General features: G+C 38.9%; 10 protein-coding genes and 1 riboswitch. Of the genes, 8 read left to right on the top strand and 2 right to left on the bottom strand.

What is annotated here, in order from left to right:
• Positions 1-139: 139 nt before the first annotated feature.
• On the bottom strand, positions 140-4210 hold the full coding sequence (locus ACYH0O_RS21430; RefSeq protein ID WP_482630250.1) for a S8 family serine peptidase: 4071 nt from the start codon (positions 4208-4210) through the stop codon (positions 140-142).
• A 512-nt stretch (positions 4211-4722) separates the two neighbouring features.
• Here ACYH0O_RS21430 and ACYH0O_RS21425 point away from each other — a divergent pair.
• The 7 genes from ACYH0O_RS21425 to ACYH0O_RS21395 all read left to right on the top strand — a co-directional run bounded on the left by ACYH0O_RS21425 (position 4723) and on the right by ACYH0O_RS21395 (position 14662).
• Entirely contained in the window at positions 4723-8826 is a 4104-nt protein-coding gene (locus ACYH0O_RS21425; RefSeq protein ID WP_482630249.1) for a S8 family serine peptidase, read from the top strand.
• A gap of 153 nt (positions 8827-8979) precedes the next feature.
• The gene (locus ACYH0O_RS21420) at positions 8980-10233 is read left to right on the top strand and encodes a helix-turn-helix domain-containing protein (RefSeq protein WP_482630248.1); all 1254 of its coding nucleotides are present in this window, start codon (positions 8980-8982) and stop codon (positions 10231-10233) included.
• A 573-nt stretch (positions 10234-10806) separates the two neighbouring features.
• A complete protein-coding gene (locus ACYH0O_RS21415; protein WP_482630247.1) occupies positions 10807-11346 on the top strand; it encodes a signal peptidase I in 540 nt (179 codons plus the stop codon).
• Positions 11347-11365: 19 nt separating this feature from the next.
• Complete coding sequence (locus ACYH0O_RS21410; protein WP_482630246.1) at positions 11366-12079, top strand: hypothetical protein; 714 nt, start codon at positions 11366-11368, stop codon at positions 12077-12079.
• Between the two features lie 114 nt (positions 12080-12193).
• Positions 12194-12694, top strand: a complete 501-nt coding sequence (locus ACYH0O_RS21405) for a protease inhibitor I9 family protein (RefSeq protein ID WP_482630245.1) — start codon at positions 12194-12196, stop codon at positions 12692-12694.
• 440 nt (positions 12695-13134) lie between these two features.
• Positions 13135-14361 carry a helix-turn-helix domain-containing protein gene (locus tag ACYH0O_RS21400; RefSeq protein ID WP_482630244.1) on the top strand — a complete coding sequence of 409 codons (1227 nt, stop codon included), beginning with the start codon at positions 13135-13137 and terminating at the stop codon, positions 14359-14361.
• Positions 14362-14401: 40 nt separating this feature from the next.
• The gene (locus tag ACYH0O_RS21395; RefSeq protein WP_482630243.1) at positions 14402-14662 is read left to right on the top strand and encodes a hypothetical protein; all 261 of its coding nucleotides are present in this window, start codon (positions 14402-14404) and stop codon (positions 14660-14662) included.
• Between the two features lie 326 nt (positions 14663-14988).
• On the opposite strand, the gene ACYH0O_RS21390 is transcribed toward ACYH0O_RS21395, so the two are convergent.
• Positions 14989-16374, bottom strand: coding sequence for a DUF2254 domain-containing protein (locus ACYH0O_RS21390; protein WP_482630242.1), 1386 nt, complete (start codon positions 16372-16374; stop codon positions 14989-14991).
• Positions 16375-16634: 260 nt separating this feature from the next.
• A riboswitch (SAM riboswitch) is annotated at positions 16635-16745 on the top strand.
• Between the two features lie 148 nt (positions 16746-16893).
• Between ACYH0O_RS21390 and ACYH0O_RS21385 the strand changes: the two genes are divergently transcribed.
• The gene (locus tag ACYH0O_RS21385) at positions 16894-18144 is read left to right on the top strand and encodes a homoserine dehydrogenase (protein ID WP_482630241.1); all 1251 of its coding nucleotides are present in this window, start codon (positions 16894-16896) and stop codon (positions 18142-18144) included.
• Positions 18145-18168: the final 24 nt, after the last annotated feature.

Here is an 18168-nt window from a genome sequence, read left to right as displayed (position 1 = left end):
AATAGCCTTCAAATAAGGTTATTCTGGGCTTTTTTTCATTAAAGTAATAGAATATATCGTTAATTCAAGATCCATTTATTATGCACTTACACAAAATCCGTACCCACGAACCTTAGATCACGGGTACGGATTTCTTACATTAGTTTGTAATCCCTAATTCCTTTTTCACTTTCTCCAATGTCATACCTTGATGACTTTTAACAGCGTCTTTTAATTCATCCAATGTATGGTTTCTCGTCAGATAATTCGTTTCTACATAACTCCAATCCTTCTGATCGACAATGCCATCTAAATTGATGTCAGCGGAACGATCATCAGTCTGCCATTTTTCTTTCAGGTATAGCGCATCAAATATATCAATGACATCGTCTTGATTCACATCACCTGCATACGTAAACGCAGTGATGGATGTCAATGTCCCGGTAATTTCTCCATCTTCCTCTTTACTCACCATGATTTCTTTAAAATATGTGAAGTGACCCGGGATATTCACTTTTAGTGTATATGGTTCAGGATTTACCGGTATGTTATCGAAACGGAAGCCTGCTCTATTAGTAATTCCAGCTGTGTATTCTTTTCCGTTTGGACTATTCAACGCAACGGAAGCACCGACTTTCGTATAGTCTCTCGAAAAATCAACGGAAGTGTCAGGATTTAAGAAACCTTGACCGACAAATCCCCCACTGATAATACCCGTTTGTTTGAGCAGCTTCAAACCTTCAATATATCCTTGTGCCGTGATGATGTCTCCATTCGTGTCAATGTATCGATTACTGGTAAAGTTGAACCCTGCATAGTCCGTCCAGTTCTTATCGGTCACTTTAAAGGTAACATCCAGCATTGGAAGTTCTCCTGTAATCTCTTGATCTCCGTTAAGGGTAAGGTCTACCTTGGCATTAGAAACTGAACCAATAGACATATCAGTTTGTACATCTACATCGTAACCGGCTAACGCATCATGTTTTTTAATATCGAGAATTTCCATCGAATCAGTAAAGTATAAAGTGAACTTCGCTTCTTTTAATTGTTTAACATTGTTGGCTGTCATCGTAAATGTAACAGTGTCTCCAGGTTTAGCGGACTTCTTATCGTAGGTTCCTGTCATGTAGGAAGTACCTTCAGGAAGAAAATGATACGTCTTTTTTTCCGTTTTGTTCGTCGCAGCATCAAGAGCATCCAATGCTGCTATATTATTTGTCGGTCTGACAAGAGGGATATCCATTTCAAACATACCATCTTCATCGGGGAAGATTCTATATTCAGGAAGCATCGTGTACAAATATTCATAGATGAAATTATCTGCCTGACTAATGTCAATACCTGCATCTTGAATATCCTTTACTTCCTTGTCAATTAATGTTCCGCTTACTGGGTAGGATTCTTGACCTTCTGAGAATTCATAAACAAGCTTATCATCAATACTCGTTTTAAATTCAGGTTTCGTATTATCGACAAAAATGTCTTCTTCTTCAGTAAAGGTTCTGCCATTTTCATTCGTTGCAATAAATTTCAATTTATAGTGTCCTTGCTTGGCGAACATTTCCTTTAGATGGATTGGATAATCCTCATCCCCGGTAAACGGATAATAATTCCCTCCGTAACCGTATAAACCATATGGGACACCGATCTGTAAGTCACTACCATCGAAATTTCCGACATACCCAATATCTTCACCTGTTTCTCCATCAGCTAACACAACATCCACTTGCTCTACGTTGGAATTCAACTGGAAACCAAAGGCAGCAACAGGGAAAAATCCAAAATAGCTTCCTGGATTGGTGGTTAATACTTGTTTATCAAATACTAAGAAGTCAAATCCTTCTCCAGCAACACGGATCGAAAACGGAATTTGATAGACTTCATCTGAATCGTTTTCATTTACATAGGTGATGTATCCTTCGTAAAACCCTTGATCTGCTGTTTTGGGAATCATGACAAAGGCATTGGTTTTCTTGGATTTTCCGGGTTTAACCGAGATTTTCTTATCAAATACAACCTGAACACCGTTCTTGTTTGCATTCAGGGATTGACTTGTAAATTCAACCTTTCCTGTAAAGGTTTTCTTTTCTTTGCCATGATTGCTTACTTGTATTGTGCGCTGATCACGAATATGTTTCCCATCGTTGTATTGGAGGCCAAAGCTGATGGAGCCTGTTTTCTCATCAATGATGACTTCTTCTCCATTTGCAATGTTGGTTGTCTCATCGATTACCTGGAATTGCATGGATGAATGGATCGCTTCATATGGGTCGACTCTTCCTGCACCCACTTCAAAGACGCTATAATCCCCATTTAAAGGATCAGCCGTATTCATCAGGATTGTTTTTATGTCTTCTGGCTGTAAATCTGGATTGGATTCTAATAGGAGGGCAGCGACCCCGGCTACTTGAGGAGCAGCCATGGAAGTTCCTGATAATCGCTGATACGCATACTCATAGTTGTCCACATCCTCAGGGTTGACCATGTAAGAAGGAACAGTGGATTGAACACCGACTCCAGGAGCTGTCACTTCAGGTTTGATATCATAATTAAATTTAGAAGGTCCTCTTGAGCTGAAATCGGCTAAATGATCACCTTCTGTTTGAACGGTGCCGATTTTATTAAACATGAATTCGTCAGAATTTGGCAGTTTTTCAAGTAATGTTTCTCCGTCGCTTTTTGTTAAACTGAATGTCGGGATGAAATCTTTATTTTCACCCAGGAAGTAAGGGATATGCCCTTCTTCTTCGTTATTGTTGTAGATCATGATCGCTTTAGCCCCATTTAGCTTTGCATATTTGATCTTGTCATTCAACGTAATTTCCCCGCGACTTACAAGAACGATTTTGTCATGTACATCTTTCCCGGAATAATCATCAGACCTTCCTAATCCGACTTCTACGATTGGCAGTGCCTGACCTTCGAAATCTTCTATTTTATCACTATAGTGTTTTCCTAATAACTGTAGGGTAACAGATTGCGATGAAAGCTGACCTTCGTATGTAATGATATCAAGTGGAGTATCACTTGCACCAACCGTTAATGCCAGTGCAGAAGATCCTGGTGATCCAAGAGTATAGGCTTCATCACCTGCGTTTCCTGCAGCTACGATTGTCGTTACCCCACTAAGGACGGCATTGTTAACCGCGACACTGGTCGGAAAATAGGGATCATTGATGGAAGCACCTAATGATAGGTTAATGATGTCCATGCCATCTTCTACTGCTTGGTCGATTCCTTTTAGCACATTTTCTGTGGTCCCGCTGCCATATGGGCCCAGCACTCTATACCCATAAATGTCTGCATCAGGAGCTACGCCTTTCGTGGCATAGTCACTACCATTTGTACCTTGACCGGCAATGATTCCGGATACATGAGTACCGTGTTCCGTATAATAAGAATGTCCCATTGAAAATTCTGGTTTGAATTTAGCATTCTTCCAGTCCTGATAGCTTGTTTCCATTGGATCTTCATCATTATCTACAAAATCATATCCACCTTTGTAGGCTTCTCTTAAATCAGGGTGATTATAATCTATTCCAGTATCTATGACACCAATTTTGAGTCCTTTACCGGTCAAACCTTCTTCATGCAATCGATCAATTCCCAGGTATGGATTACTATCTTCCATTCTAGTAGAGATACCGAGACTTGTTACTTCAGTTGAACTAGGTGGATCAATTCTAAATGTTTCATTCCCCCAAATCGTCTTTACAGTTTGAGTTTGTAATAATGATTTTACTTTATTTGCTGGTAAGGTGATCGCAACTCCATTAAACGCCTCAGTATAATGATATTTAATGTTATATGACTCTTCTTTGGTCTTTTCCTTTTTGAATATTGCCCCAAGTTCTTCTTTAAACTTCTTTTGCTCTTGGTCTATGGCTTTTTTAGCGTCTGTTTTTGTCAGATTCTTTCCTTCTGTGCTTGCTAGAAGTTGAGCTGCTTTGACCGGCTTCTGATGTAACTCCACAATAATAGAGATCTCTTCATCGGTATCAAGGTTGACAGCAGAGGGTAACTGCAGCCCTGTTTTGTTGTTTAATTCTAAGTTCTTTAAGGCCTTTCTTTGGTTATCAGTAAGTTTACTGAGCATTTCCGTATGAGAAACGGGAGTTTTTTCTACTGTCTCCCCCAATGCACTTTCAGGGGAATAGGATATTGTGCTGAATACCATCCCCAATGACAGTCCGGTTGTGGCTGCTTTTATTACTAACTTGCTCTTGTCCAAATGATATACTCCTCCTTGATAGGTATTAAGTAAGTGGATCGAATTTTCTTACTATTATAAAAATCATCTCATAAATTTAATAGGGAATGTATTGGGGTAATTTATAGAACGATGAGCAACGGATGTGTTTTTGGTTCTGGGTAATTCGATTTATTATTTTGTGTATTTTCATATTTTAGCTGAAAGTTATTAAAATGGTTTAGTTCAATTTGATAGTCTAGTTTTTCCCAAATGATAATTCGAATTATCCGATCTAGAGAAAAATGTGGCATGTCTGGGTAGCATGTATATCAAGGATCTTCAATATTTCCCAATTTATATGGATATAAGGTCCTGGTATAATGGTTTGTTTTTTGTGATTAATACTCTGAAAATATAGATTTTTCAGTATCGATCTGCTCATTAGAAGTAAAAACAATTAAGATTATCTATTGAAAATAGACTAAAATTCCCCCAAATGACATCATGAATATTCGACAATATAATTAGAAGTAGTATCAATAGGGGGGAAAATGATGAGAAATAGCAAATTTCCTAAGGTTGCACTAAGCATGGGACTTCTGTTGGGAGCAGCTGGTCCAATCGGTTTGGACCCAGTTGTACAAGCAGAATCTGGGCCTAATGCCATGAACGTACTTGCGGATCTTTCGAAAGAACAACGTGAAGCACTTGATAAATTAGAGGCCAATCGAACATTGAGAGGACTTCAATTATCGAGGGATATTGATTTAAAAAGTGAAGAAGATGTAACCATTATTGTCGAATTTGAACAGCTTCCTGCAAAGGCAGAGCAAATTCAAAAGTCCCTCAAGGGTGAAGAAGTTTCTCTTGAAAAGGCAAAGAAAAAGGTGGAAGAGTCCCATAAAAAATTCAAAAAGGACCTAGACGAGAAGGTCGTGAAAAAGAAAAAATCCGGAAAAGATAACTACGAGCTCAAACACTCCTATAAGAATGCGTTTAACGGAGTAGCCATCACTCTACCAGCCAATAAGGTTGAAAATCTATTAGACTCAGACGTTGTAAAAGCAGTATATAGCGAATTAGAAGTAAAACTTACTCCTCCACCTAAATCAACAGAGGAAGAAGGGACAACGACCAAAGTGGATAGTATTCCCTTTATGAATATCGATAAGTTGCATAAAGAAGGGTTTACAGGTGAAGGAGTGAAAGTGGGAGTTATTGACACAGGTATCGATTATCATCACCCGGATTTAAAAGATGCTTATAAAGGCGGGTATGACTTTGTAGACAATGATGACGATCCAATGGAAACAACTTATGAAGACTGGGAAGCAGCTGATGGTTATCCCGAAGTACACCAAGGCAGCACATACTATACAGACCATGGTACACATGTATCCGGAACCATCGTGGGCCAAGCTGAGAATGATTCTGATTATAAGGTCATAGGAGTGGCTCCTGATGCAGAATTGAACGTTTATCGGGTATTAGGGCCATATGGAAGTGGATCGAATAGCGCCATCATTGCCGGAATAGACCGTGCTGTTGCAGACGGGATGGATGTCATTAATCTATCACTTGGAGCACAAACGAATAATCCTTTGGATGCTTCAAGCTTAGCGGTAGATAATGCCGTGTTAAGTGGTGTGACGGCAGTCGTAGCTGCCGGGAACTCAGGAGATCTTGGGAATAGTACATTAGGTTCACCAGGTGCTGCCGCACTTGCTTTGACAGTGGGCGCAAGTTCTGCTCCATCTTTTGTCACGACTTATGATGGTGCGTTTTCAGCAGAAGGAAAGGAGCTGGACGGAAACCTTCAGTTAATGACCAACAATTGGACGGATGAGTTTAGTAAGCTACAAGGACAAAACTACGAAATGGTCGAAGTGGGAGAAGGCGGACCGGCTGATTACAACGGGAAAGATGTCAATGGAAAGATAGCCTTTGTTGCCAGAGGTACATATGCCCTCATTGAAAAAATGAATTATGCAAAACAAAATGGCGCGGTTGGCGTGGTGATTTATAATAATAATCAAGACGAAGGCCATATTCCACATTATCTAGGTGAAAGTAACGATAATATCCCTACCTTTTCATTATCAAAACATTCCGGATTAGAAGTAAAAGAGCTATTTAAGGAAGGTGCACCTATGATCACTCTAGGTGAAGTAGGGAAAGCAGAAATCAGTGGAGACGAGCTGGCTTCCTTTAGTTCGAAGGGCCCGTCAGGAACGTTATATGATATCAAGCCAGAAGTGACTGCACCAGGAGTGAATATTTTATCAACCGTTCCCGCTTATATTCAAAATAAAGAAGATACTACGGATTATTCCCATGCCTACCAACGATTATCTGGGACATCAATGGCGTCACCTCAAGTGGCTGGTATTGCAGCATTGTTACTTCAGGCACATCCCGGATACACGCCAAGTGATATCAAATCTGTGTTAATGAATACCGCCGATCCCTTGAAAAATCAATATAGCGTATTTGAAGTGGGAGCGGGAAGAGTAGATCCAATGCAGGCGATCCACTCTGATACAATGATTTCTGTTCTGGATGAAACGCCATTTATTGAAAATGGGGAAGAAATAATCATCCCGGAACAAACCGGTGCCTTAAGCTACGGTTTCATACCGATGGGGGATGAACACATCACCAAAACAACGAATCTATCAATCACAAATAATAGTGATAAAAACAATAAATATGACATCTCCGTTGAGTATAATATCGGAGCGGAAGCATCAGGATCACTCGATGCGGAGAAAAACGGAGTAAGGCTGAATGTTCCCGACTCGATTAAAGTAAAGAAAAATAAAGAGGAACGCTTCAACGCATTCCTTACGATTCCGAAATCAGCCCAAAAAGGGACATATGAAGGATATATTGTGCTCAAGAACCAAAAGAATCCTGAAGAAATTTACCGTATTCCATTTGGAGCAAAAGTCGTGGAGGAAGGAATTGGCCACTTTGAAGTCTATACACCAAGCATTTCGACAAACCGTGTAAAAAATTCTTACAGCAGAAAGGCGACTGATCTTGATTTCAGATTAAACTCGCCAATGGAAAAGTTGGACTGGGTATTAGTTGACCCAGAAACGCAAGCAGAATTGGGCTGGATTACAGGAGTGAATGCAACAGGAGCGGCGATTGACTATGATTATTTCATTGATGATGGATTTGCAGGGTATTATTACCCACTAACTGGACATGAAAAGAAGCCAATCAGCTATACAAAAATAAGGGCAGAAGATGGTATATATGAAGTCAAAATGATCGGTACGACGAAAGATGGCAGACAGTTTGCTAAAACGTCGACTATTAGCCTTGATAATGGAGCGCCGAAAATTACCTTTGATGAGACAAATGCCCTACCGAAAGGAGATCTTCCAATTGTTGAACTTCCAAAAGGCGAAGATACAGTAACATTATCAGGTACTTTGGTGGATCCGGAAATGAGTGAAACCCAAAAAGCAGGTATGTCACTAACTCCGGCAAGTAACAACATATGGTATGGTCCAACAGGCCCGAATTACCAACTTGAAGTAGATGAAAATGGAAAGTTTTCAAAAGAATTAAATGTTGGAACAAACTCCATAAGGGAAATGCAATATCTTGGTGCCGATTATGCAGGAAATACTGCGGTGCCAAAGGTTGTTTATTATGCAAAAGAAGGATCACAGTATATATTTGCAAAACCAGATAAAGAGTCGTACCAAATGGGGGACGAAATCAAGTATACCTTCTATGCTAATAATTTAAAAAATGCCAAGCATTTATCTATGACCTTCTATTATCAAGATAAATACTTTGATGAGTCTGTTGATTTCCAATTAGGGGCTGATCTGCCAGAAGGTTCAGAATTAGTAGAGACAACGACTACTCCAGGAACTACCAAGACGATCATCGATATTACTATTCCTGACGAAGGAGTCTCTGGAGATGTTGTTTTATTTGAGGTCGTAGCAGATACCAGTGCAGATGAGTTTAGAAATATTTATTCTCCCCTGTTCAGTAACTCTACAATGCAGGTGAATCATGGTCCCAGAATTCAAACGAAGATCGGACTTCACCCCATTTATCCAGCGTTTTCAAAGGTGGATGCGGGATATTTAGGTGCAGAAGGACTACTTACAGATAAAGGTGGAATGGATCACAGTAGAGATTACTCGACTGTAGGAGCAACTGTTCAATTAAAAGATACAAAAGGGACCATTTATCCAGCGAGATTAGAACCAAATGGAGTCATTTATTTCGATAAACTCCCAATAACAAAGAAGAAATATACCATGATCATTGATATCCCAGGACACTATACGACATATACCCCACTTGAGGTTGGTCGGGAAGAAAATGGTATAGATATCGGAGAATGGATTTCTTATAGAACAGCCGTATCAAAGCCGGGGGATATTAATAAAGATAATGCCATTGATATCCATGATGCATTACTACTGCAAGAGCATTGGGGAACAGACTATCGAAATACTGATATAAACCTTGATGGTACCACGGATGAGCAAGACTTTACCCTTCTTGAAAAGTATTATTTATCGGAAAACGAATTTGTTCTTGATACACCAGATCCTCAATCAGAATTGAATGGTAAAACGATAGACACGATTAAAGATGAATTGGGAATTAATCCTTAACAGCTACATTCCACAACATCATGGTGATCATCGTAATCAACCAGAAGTAAGGGTAGTCCTTTAAAGGACTACCCTTCTTAGTACTTTAGTTGGTGAAAATACCCTTTGATTGCAATAAATCTTGAATAATAAAATCAGTTGGGAGTGATAACGTTGAGTTCAGGGATCCTAATAAAATTTTATAGAGAAAAAAAAGAACTAACACAAGAAGAACTGGGAAAAGGGATATGCTCAGTTACACATATTAGCAAAATTGAACGTGGAAACACCCAATATTCCCCTGAAATCACACATTTGCTAAGTAAGAAACTGGGGATTGACCTAAAAAAAGAAATGCAATCGCTTCAGAAATATGAGCGCTTACTTGATCAATGGTTTGATAGTATGGTGTTACAGCAAAAAAGTGAAATTGAGAGATTAAAGAATGAGGTAGAAGAGAATTCATTATTCCTTATTCAATCTGTGAAAAATAAGTATTTCTTATTGCAATCAAGATACTACCTTTTGCAAGGAAACATACCCCAAGCAGAAATCCTTCTGGATAAAATGAAAAAACACCGTAAAGAATTAAACGCATATGAAATTCATTTGCTTCATCACCTTTTGGGAATCACAGAAGTACTGAAAGGGGACTTCAAGAAAGCACTGGAGTACCTGCTTGAAATCAATGAAAAAGAATATTTAAATCATGAGTTTTTCTATCAAATCGCCATTGCCTATCATAACCTTCATTTTAAAGTAAAGGCTTATTACTATAGTGAACTCGCCCTGGATTACTTCAGGAAAACAAATAATTTTAAAAAAGTCATTGATGCTGAAACTATCAAATTAATAAACGAAGGAAGAAACGAACTTTGGAATTTTGAAGATCTCGTTGATCGATATAATCGATTAATAGCACAATGTGATATTCTCAATGAAACCTCTAAAAAGGCGGCTTTATTAAGCAATTTGGCTTATGAACACTCCTATGCAGGGGACAATGAGAATGCGAAAATGTACTATGAGAAGACATTATCTTTACTGGGGAAAAATAAAAACTCTCCTATCTATCTTAATAATCTGATTGGGTACGTTTATTGCTGTTTACACATTAAAGGAGATCAAGATGAAGGAGATCAAGACAAACAGCAACTCAAGCAATTAATTGAAATAGGCAGTCAAATCGCAAAGGACATCCACGATCAAAGCAGCTATCAATTCTTCAAAATGCTTCGATTATTATTTGAGAATAAAAAACAGCAGTACTATCAATTTATTGAAGAAAAAATCATTCCTATGTTAGAGGAAAAAGGAAAAAATCAACAATTACAAACATATGAAAGAACCATGTATCAGCATTATTTAGAACAAGGAAATCAAGAGAAGGCTCTCCAGTATGCGAGTAGACTGGTTCAAAAATGTTAGATGAGATTGTAAACCTTGGAGTCCTCCTCGAATTAAGCAAATGGAAAGACATATATTTTGTCAATAAATCCCCAATTTAGAAAGGACCTTTATAAAGGTAGAATAGAATTTTTTCAGACCAAGAGTACGGGAAAAAAGTACCTTGGTTTTTTATTTTCAGAAGCAAAACCTCTACTAATCCCTTAAAAAAACAAAAAGAGTAGACGTTATCATCATACCCTCCAGCATTTTAATTCTAATCAGTAGACTTAGCGAACAGTAAATTTACAAAAGGTGCGCCTAACCGACAAATTTGGGGGAAGGAGATAGTGATATAAGACTGGTTATTCTGTCACATATAAGGATTATTCATATGAGAATATAGACTTCTTCAATTTTAACGCTAGAGAATGTTAGGTGATAATACCTATCCGACTGGAGTTTCCTCCCCCTGTAAACCCCAATACACCAAGTCACCGAGCTGTGTAATAATAGAAATAGAAATCAGAATCTTAACGAAATTCTGATTAGAAAAGAACTTCTTTTACTTCCATCTGAGATTACACACAACACAACCAGAATAGAGGGTGAGATATGGAGCAGGTAGTGAAAATTGTCAGAAAAACCATACCAATCGTAATCTTTTTACTCATCATGATGATCATCGTTTCCATCTTCATAAGCCTGAACAGCAGTAAACCGCTATCCTTTTTTGGATACAAGCCGTTAACCGTATTGTCGAATAGTATGGCTCCTACCTTTGAGGCTGGAGACGTGATCATTACCCGAAAGATGGATGCAGAAGATCTTAAAGAGGGAGATATCATCTCCTATTACAACCAGGAGAATAACCTGATTACTCACAGAATCACCTCCATTGTTGGGGAAGACGGAGTAAAGCACTTCTATACTCAAGGTGACAATAATAATGCGGTGGATGAAGATGTCACAACGGCAAATGAAATCGTAGGGAAGGAACTCTTTCATATTCCAAATCTTGGTTTCCTTTCTCAATATACGAAAGGCCCGATGGGTTTCTTACTATTCATTATTGTTCCATTAACAGGGTATGTGTGTTTAACGGTTTATGAAAAAATCAAACCGAAGAAGCAAGAGGAGTTTACCAAATCATAAAAAATAATGGGGGATTGACATGTTTAAGTTGAAGAATGCATTTTTAGGAAGCGCATTAGTAGGAGCAATCGTAGTATCTGGAAGCTTTGGTACATATTCTTGGTTCACATCCGAGACAAATGCCACAGGAGAGATTACGAACGGTACATTAGAAATCAACAACTCACAAGACATGGAAACAAAGATCATCGAAGCTACTGGGTTTGCCCCTTCTCAATTAAAGTACGGTGAATGGTTAAAGATTGAAAATACAGGTGATATGGATGCTTATCTTAGAGCTACCTATAACCAGTCTCTAAGTGCAGATGTACCTTTAGATTCCTATAAAGTAGGGTATATCGCTTATAAGTTCTCTGAAGGACAAGAAATGACAGACGACATCCTGGAAGAATCAAGAATCTATTTAGATGAGTTATTCAATGGGACAACCAATGAAGTAAAATCTATGTCCAAAGCGATCGCTCCTGGAGTTGAAATGGTTGTCGGATTTGTCGAGGAAGAAGAAGTTCAACCTGTTGCAAAAGGCATGAGTGGAAAAGCCAAGATGGTACTTGGGGATGGTTCTAAAGAAGGCGAGAAGCATGAATTCTGGCAATTAAATGATGACCAATATATTGATCTTTCTTTCGCAATCAAACTGGACGAAAAAGCCGGTAATGAGTATCAAGGAGTTACTTATACATCGAATTTGAATGTAACAGCCAAGCAAATGGATGAGGGTGCAAAAAACTAAGTTACCCCTAAAATAGAATAACTTCGCGAATAACGTTTGAAAAGGCAATCGATAGGAGACAATCCTGATAGATTGTCTTTTTGTTAACTCTCAAATAAAGGAGAACAAAAGTAAATGAAGAAGTACTACTGGAGTGTCCTTTTCCTGATCTTTATGATGTACATGGGAGGATGTCAGGAGAACATAGGGGAAAATGCCTATCAAAACGAGGAAGAGGCGGTGAAAGAGACTATGAATTCGTCAGTTAAAGTTGACCCATCGATTAACCTTTCAAGTAAGAAGGTTATTTCCGTTATTATTGAGTTTAAGACAAAACCTGCACAAATCGCCGTTTTAGAAGCAGAAGCTCAAGGCGTGGATATGACCTTGGAAAAAGCCAAGGAACACGTTGAAAAGAGTCATCAGGCTTTCGAACAAGAACTTCATGCCTTTCTGGATGATAATGAAGTGGAATATCGCATCAAACATAGGTATAAGACAGCCTTTAATGGGGTGTCAATAGAATTACCGGCAAATGCAATTAAGAGATTAATGGGCTCTTCCGTTATCTCTAAGATTTATCCAAACCAGGAAATCCAATTGGATCCTCCTATCCAACCTTCAGATCAAATGTAAAAAAAGATAACCGGCACACCTTGAATCAGTCAGGTGCGCCGGTTATCTTTTTTACTAATTTTAAAAGCCACAATCATTTTCGGAAAATAGCATAATTGAATGTGCAAGAAATCGGGAAAATGGATTAGGCATTAAGAACTGTATCAATTTTCTTTATATTACTAAATAATTGAAAAAATTTCAAATGTGTAAGGTATAGTGTGTCTATTTCATTGAAATGGATTTCGTGAAGTGAAAATATTAGGATATTAAGAAAAAAGAACCGGGTAAATAGTTCCGGAAGAGACAGATGGAAATCCACTGAAAACCCCAATTTTTTCATGATCACTTACTAGTATAATAGAAGTAGAACCTATATTAAAATAAAAAATCAAAAGCGTTGGAACTGTTGTTTGGATGAAATGAACCAACTTATACTACGTCACCCTGGAGGTTAAATCATGCATATTGGGACATTTATAAAGTATTATAGGATCTATAAGGGGATGACCCAAAAGCAGGTGGGCGATGGGATCTGTACACCTGGCCATATCAGTAAAATTGAAAGCGGACACTTACAGATTACAATGGATAAAATCGAATTATTCAATCAAAGGTTAAATATTAACGTTGAGAAAGAGTTAAAGGCATATAAAAAATTACAATTAGATTTGGAATTGTGGCATGATGTCATGATCAAGCAGGTAAATGGAAAGATCGAATTATTGAAGGAGACCATCGAACAAAATCCCTTAATCAAAATTGAAACCTTGAATGGCACCTTTAAGCTACTGAAAGCAAGGTACTTTATTATGAAAGGGGAGATAAAAGAAGCTGCATTCTACTTAAGCCAGTTTTCTAATAAGCGTCTTTCCTTCCATATGTTCGATTATGATTTTCAGTTATACTATCATATAAAAGGCATGTATGAGCTTGCAAAAGGAAATCCACAAACAGCCATAAAGTATTTGGAGAAAATAGATCGAGATATTTATTCCAATCCTGAATCCTACTATCATATGTCAGTTGGCTATCATGATCTTGGGCAGCATGACAAGTCACTGCGCTATAGTCAGCTTGCTCTGAATTATTTCAAAGAAACGTTTAATTTTACAAGGTGCGTAGATGCTGCTACGATTCAATTGGTAGCGGAAGGCAGAAGCGAAGGGAAGATTCTTGCCTCGTTAGTAGAAAAATATGACGAGCTGATCCAACATTGTGATAATCTTCATGATCATAGAAGAAAAGCCGTTCTTCACCTGAATTTAGGGAATCTTTATCGAGAAGTAATGGATGATAAAAAGGCAAGAGATGCATTTCACATAGCCTATGGATTATTGAAGCATGATTCCTATAATGAAATGTATGTAAACAGCCTTTTTGGTTATATTGATAGTTCCATGAATGTGGACGGTTCCGCAAATAAAGAAAAATATGCAAGTTTAATAGAAGAGGGACAGGCATCTGTGAAAGATGAAAATTCCTACATGGAAACTTTCTTTACGATGCTTGAGATCAGGGTGCAAGAGGGAGAGGAAGCACATTATCAATATATTGAGAATGTCATCATCCCTCTATTGAAGGAAAAAGGGCAATACGTTCAGTGCAACTATTATATTCAAAAACTCTACATTCATTATCGAATGGATGGGAGAGAGGCAAAAGGAAAAGAATGCGTTTTAAGCTAACGGTTAATGACATGAAATTACATAGTAAAGGAGAGGTTTGATGGAAAACCCGGATCGTTTAATATCATCATTTGATGAGGTGACATTAAGTGATTATAAAATGCCCATCATCTGTATTTATTCCAGCCCGAAAGATTATCAAGGCATGTTTGTAGCAAGGCTATTTGATGTCAATCAACCGACTCATTATATTTTAATGAGACCTACATTAGAAACAATCAGAAGTGAAATTCCCGAACGTTTCTCGCTAGTACCGAAAACGCAAGGGGAAGATTCCAGTATCGTCGAAACGTGGATTTAATTCCTAGTAAAAAAGAGGCTGGGACAAAAGTTTTTTATCCTAAGTCAAACCCGAACAAACCTGCTTCTTAATGTGCAGGTTTGTTCGGGTTTATTATTTATTTTCGAATCATTTGATTTTAGCTGTTTCCAGCGGTTGATTGGAGTGCAAGACGAAGACTCCTGCGGGAAAGTAGCTTATGTGAGACCCCGCAGGCTTGCCGAGGAGGCTCACGGGCTACCCGCGGAAAGCGTAGTCTTGCACGGAAATCATTAGCGGTATGAAGAACCTACACTTCTATTGTTCGTCTTTTTATCGTGGTTTTTTAGTTTTGTCCCAGCCTAATTTTACGTATTTTCATTGACAGAAGGATAGAATTTACTTTCGATTTTCTTATATTCCTTAAGGTTTTCAGTGAGACGTGCCAGCTTATGAACTTCTTGAAGAAGAAAGGTTTTATCTAATTCATATATGACCTCCCTTTCAATATGATCAATGGTATTACAGGCAAATTCCCAGATGTCCCTGTGTTTGGATGGCTGGATGGATTCTGCAATGAGCGCCAGTGCCCGCACAATGTCAGTAATGATTAAATGATTGTCTTTAGCATAATGGCGGATATAGCCGAACCCGCGATACAGGTAATAATCAAATGCTTCGGACTGAAGTATGACTCGGACTCTTCCTTCCTGGTCAATCAAATATGGAGTGAAGGATAAGTGATCTTCTACAGTCAGCATAAGGTCAGCCATTTGATCAATCGTATTAGAGGCCGTTTTGGGATCATCATTACCGAGAGCTTTGATTGCAACTTCAGCCAGCTTGTGAATCCCCATTTGCAGGTCCTGGATTTCGGTCTCTTTATGCCCCATTTCAATGAAAGTGAGATAGAAACCATCCGAAATATCGTTGGTCTCAGGTCCCCAAATACTCATGATTTCATTTCCGGCCAATATATAATCTCCAACTTTGTAATGAAGCTGAATGATGAGGTTATCCTGCATAGCCCGTTCGATCATTCCATGGAAATCGATTAACTGAATATATCCCGATTCCCTTGCCTGTAAGTGAATGATGTTCTCCTTCTCATGTTCCATAAGGTCGCCATTTTCTGTTGTTCGATGGGTTTCTAAATCATTTTTTAACGTCTGGTTTATCATCACTTCAGAAACCTGCTTCATATTGTACGTAATATTGTGTACCTGCATCCAGGTAGAAGCATGGTTAATGAAGAAGATGAATGTGACAGCAGTAAGGAATGCAAGTCCGATCGTCATGATCGGGGCGGCAACAAAAAGTTCTTCCTTTGAATCTCCTATAAAAAGAAAGAGGAGCAGTACATATACAAAACTGCCATTAAAAATTCCGAGGGCATGCTGTGTGTGATTGTCCGAAATGAAGTCCAGGAGCATCCTGGGGGAAAATTGACCACTGAACATCGTGAGTACAACAAGCAGTGAATTCAAGGTGAAAGCACTGAGCGTCAGGATAGCCCCGATGAGTGTACTGACAAGCATGCGTGTAACAGATGCATTCATACTTAAGAAATCGAATGTATACTGCGAGATGTCAGCATACAGATCTAAATAGAGGGTGAGTGCTACAAGCAGCATGGAAAAACAAATATAAAAGAACGGCATATACCATATGGTCAGCCGAATCTCACGCATTCTCTGCCGTTTGGACATGACCATATATTTTCTGATGGATAAGGGTAGCATTTTTTTTAGCATAATAGATCCGGTTCCTTTCAAATAAAGGGATATGGAATAGTTTTCCCCGGCAGAACATGTTAAAACGTCTCTTTGCTAATTAGATTGATAAACTCCTAGACAGGGTTCAAACTTAAGTAAACCGATAGGGAATGAAGCTATCTGTAACATTAGAAAGAATTTTTTAAAAATACTAAAAATAGTATTGACGAGGGAATAAATCCCCTTTATAATCCAATTCATACTCAAATAGCAAGTAATACCAAAACGAAACATTATATCTCTTATCAAGAGCGGCGGAGGGATAGGCCCGATGAAGCCCGGCAACCTACAGGATCACACTGTAAAGGTGCCAATTCCTACAGATTCTATACGGATCTGGAAGATAAGGGGAGGAGCATGATCATTCAGCCCTCTTCTTAAAAGAAGAGGGCTTTTCTGTATACCCTCTTTCTTTTCCGCTCACATCCCTCAAGTGGATCTTCAAATGGAATGAATCAATTTTACGTATAAAGTGAAAATTCGATAAAAGGAGGCTGAATGATGTCAACGATTAATGTGGCACTTCTGGGGTTCGGAACGGTAGGGCAAGGGGTCTGTGAAGCAATCGATACTCATCAGGACAGATTGAAGGAAATACTAGGTAAAGAGGTAAAGATAAAGGCGATACTTATTAAAGATCCCACAAAAGAGCGAAGTATTGAATCATCCATTACCGTCACAACGGATTTCCAAGAAATCCTGGATATCCCGGACCTACACGTGATCTTTGAAGCGATCGTGGGGGAAGAGCCTAGCTATACGTATTTAACCGAAGCCATTGAGAAGGGAGTTCATATCGTCACGGCCAATAAAGAGATGTTTGCCAAATATGGTCCTGAGCTATTGGAGAAGGCGAAAAGGAAGGGTGTATCGGTCGGATTTGAAGCGACGACAGCAGGAGGAATCCCGGTGATCGGCAGTATCAGGCAGCTTCTGAAGGTGAATGAGATCAGACAAATTCAAGGAATTCTTAATGGGACGTCCAACTTCATCTTATCTCAAATGAGAAAAAGAGGTCTTGCCTTTGATACAGCCTTAAAGATTTCTCAGGAGAAGGGATACGCTGAAGCCGATCCGACAAATGACATCGAAGGCCATGATGCGTTCTATAAATTGCTAATTTTAAGTCAAACAGCATTTGGCAGACAGCCCGATTGGAAGAGTATTCGACGTAAGGGGATATCCCACCTGACTGCAGAGTGGCTCCAGGCAGCGGAATCCTTTCGATTACGGTTTAAACACGTAGGTTCTCTCTGTCGGGATTCAGTCGACCATATCAAGGGAGAAGTAGAGCCCATCCTTGTCCATGACACCCATCCTTTTTACGGTGTGGAGGATGTGGAAAATGCTATATCCCTTAAGGGGAGTCTTGTAGGAAGGATTACCCTGCTTGGTCCGGGAGCTGGAAAATTGCCTACAGGCAGCGCCATGGTAGAGGATTTTCTGTCGTTGATAGAGAGAAAGTATACCAGCTCTGGTGAAAGTACCGTGAATGCGGGAGAGGTTCTTGATAAGAGCAGTAACCAGTGGGTCTTAAGAATCCGTGAAAATGATGATTATCAAAACTGGATCCCGTCGTTCATCTTAAAGGATCGTATTCAACTGGGCGATAACTTGTACGTATTTGTTGAAGGCTCGAAAGACACACTGGAATCGCTCCTTCGCACACATGACCAGATTCAAGCAGTTCCTATTTTAAAAGAAATTCCGTTGGAGAATGAAGTGAAAACTGGTGTTGCTGTTTCTTAGAAGTAATCTTTTATAAATAAGGTC

The organism is Rossellomorea sp. H136 (assembly GCF_056838065.1).
Note: the sequence above shows the minus strand (reverse complement) of the source record. Positions and strands in the feature narration are given on the sequence as shown.

What these genes read in the sequence shown, in the direction of transcription:
- ACYH0O_RS21415 (WP_482630247.1), top strand. Translation starts at nt 10,807, where the DNA reads ATGGAGCAGGTAGTGAAAATTGTCAGAAAAACCATACCAATCGTAATC.
- ACYH0O_RS21425 (WP_482630249.1), top strand. Translation starts at nt 4,723, where the DNA reads ATGATGAGAAATAGCAAATTTCCTAAGGTTGCACTAAGCATGGGACTT.
- ACYH0O_RS21400 (WP_482630244.1), top strand. Translation starts at nt 13,135, where the DNA reads ATGCATATTGGGACATTTATAAAGTATTATAGGATCTATAAGGGGATG.
- ACYH0O_RS21405 (WP_482630245.1), top strand. Translation starts at nt 12,194, where the DNA reads ATGAAGAAGTACTACTGGAGTGTCCTTTTCCTGATCTTTATGATGTAC.
- ACYH0O_RS21410 (WP_482630246.1), top strand. Translation starts at nt 11,366, where the DNA reads ATGTTTAAGTTGAAGAATGCATTTTTAGGAAGCGCATTAGTAGGAGCA.
- ACYH0O_RS21390 (WP_482630242.1), bottom strand. Translation starts at nt 16,374, where the DNA reads ATGCTAAAAAAAATGCTACCCTTATCCATCAGAAAATATATGGTCATG.
- ACYH0O_RS21385 (WP_482630241.1), top strand. Translation starts at nt 16,894, where the DNA reads ATGATGTCAACGATTAATGTGGCACTTCTGGGGTTCGGAACGGTAGGG.
- ACYH0O_RS21395 (WP_482630243.1), top strand. Translation starts at nt 14,402, where the DNA reads ATGGAAAACCCGGATCGTTTAATATCATCATTTGATGAGGTGACATTA.